Annotated in this window: 2 protein-coding genes; both read left to right on the forward strand. The window is 71.7% G+C overall.

The window, feature by feature from the left end:
• On the forward strand, positions 1-1,302 hold a 1,302-nt coding region (gene hflX, locus ACOJSN_RS17435; RefSeq protein WP_420113759.1), incomplete at its 5' end, for a GTPase HflX.
• A gap of 209 nt (positions 1,303-1,511) precedes the next feature.
• On the forward strand, positions 1,512-2,054 hold a 543-nt coding region (locus ACOJSN_RS17440), incomplete at its 3' end, for a DEAD/DEAH box helicase (protein WP_420113760.1).

The raw sequence follows: 2,054 nt of genomic DNA on the forward strand, positions 1-2,054 counted from the left end.
ACCGAGGTCGAGTACCGGCAGCTCCGCCTGGAGCGCGTGGTGCTCGTCGGCCTGTTCAGCGGCAGCGGCCCCACCGCCTCCGAGGCGGCCGAGGTGTCGCTGCGCGAGCTCGCCGCCCTCGCCGAGACCGCCGGCTCCGAGGTTCTCGACGGCGTTCTCCAGCGCCGGCAACAGCCTGACCCCGGGACCTATCTCGGGTCGGGCAAGGCGGCCGAGCTGGCCGATGTCGTGGCCAGCACCGGTGCCGACACCGTGGTCGTGGACACCGAGTTGGCGCCCTCGCAGCGGCGCGGCCTCGAGGACGTGGTCAAGGTCAAGGTCATCGACCGCACCGCGCTGATCCTCGACATCTTCGCCCAGCACGCGAAGTCCCGGGAGGGCAAGGCGCAGGTCGAGCTGGCACAGCTCGAGTACCTGCTCCCGCGCCTGCGCGGATGGGGTGAGTCGATGTCCCGGCAGGCAGGTGGTCGTGTGGCCGCTGGTGGCGCCGGGATGGGCTCGCGCGGACCTGGTGAGACCAAGATCGAGCTCGATCGCCGTCGCATCCGCACCCGGATGGCGAAGCTGCGCCGCCAGATCCGCGATATGGCGCCCGCGCGGGAGGCACAGCGCCAGTCGCGGCGGGTCGGGTCGGTGCCGTCGGTCGCGATCGTCGGCTACACCAACGCCGGCAAGTCCTCGCTGCTCAACCGGATCACCGGTGCGGGTGTGCTCGTTCAGAACGCGCTGTTCGCCACGCTGGACCCGACCGTGCGACGCTCCGAGACGCCCGACGGCCGGCAATACACGATCGCCGACACCGTCGGGTTCGTGCGGAACCTGCCGACGCAGCTGGTCGAGGCGTTCCGCTCCACCCTCGAGGAGGTGGCCGGGTCGGACGTCGTGCTGCACGTGGTCGACGCCTCCCACCCGGATCCCGAGGGTCAGCTGATCGCCGTGCGCGACACGCTCCGGGATATCGAGGGCGTCTCCGACCTTCCCGAGCTCGTGGTGCTCAACAAGGCCGACCTGGCCGCGCCCGAGACCATCGCGCGGCTGCGCACGCGCGAGCCCGACGCCGTCGCCGTGTCCGCCAAGACCGGCCAGGGCATTCCCGAGCTGCAGGACCGGCTCGCCGAGATGCTGCCGCGGCCGGAGATCGAGGTGGACGTGGTGGTGCCCTATCAGCGCGGCGACCTCGTGCACCGCGCGCACGTGACCGGTGAGGTCCTCAGCGAGGAGCACACCGCCGACGGAACCCGCCTGCACGCCCGCGTGGACGGTGCGTTGGCCGCCGAGCTGGACCGCGCCGTCTCGGCCTAGCCACCCCCGCGGAGAGCGCACCGCTGTGCACTGGTGCCTCCTGAGTGATTGGCGTGCCATTTCGGCACCTCTGTCACGCCGAAGGCCACTGTGGCGTGACTGGCGTGCCGACATGGCAGCCGAGTCACGCCGACCCACGGATCAGGCCGGAGGCCCATATCCACAGTCACCGGAGGGGCGGCACGCGCCACCGCGGCCATGGTGCGACGATGGCAGGCGTGCCTGCTTCCGAGACCACCGAGGTGACCGACGTCGACGAGGTGCTGGACGCCGTCGTCGCCCGGATGGGTGGGGCACGCCGCGAGGGGCAGCACGAGATGGCCCGTGCCGTCGCTGCTGCGCTCGATGGTGACGAGCACCTGATGGTGCAGGCAGGGACCGGCACCGGGAAATCGCTCGCGTACCTGGTGCCGACGCTGCTGCACGCGGTGCGCTCGGGCGAGCGTGCCGTCATCTCGACGGCGACGCTCGCGTTGCAGCGGCAGGTGCTGGGGCACGACCTGCCGCTCGTCGAGGGCGTGGTCAAGGAGAAGCTGCCCCGCCCGCCCGCGGTGGCGCTGCTCAAGGGCTGGCACAACTACCTCTGCAAGCACAAGATCACCGGTGGCTACCCACCCGAGGAGGACGCCGCCCTGTTCGACATGGCGCCGGAGTCCTCCTCCAGCGCCGAGGAGCACCCCGCCGCCGCATCCTCGCGTGACGACTCGCTCGGCGGCCAGGTGGTGCGCGTGCGCGCCTGGGCCGACGAGACC

It is taken from the genome of Pseudactinotalea sp., from assembly GCF_048594945.1.
Classification (GTDB): domain Bacteria; phylum Actinomycetota; class Actinomycetes; order Actinomycetales; family Beutenbergiaceae; genus Pseudactinotalea.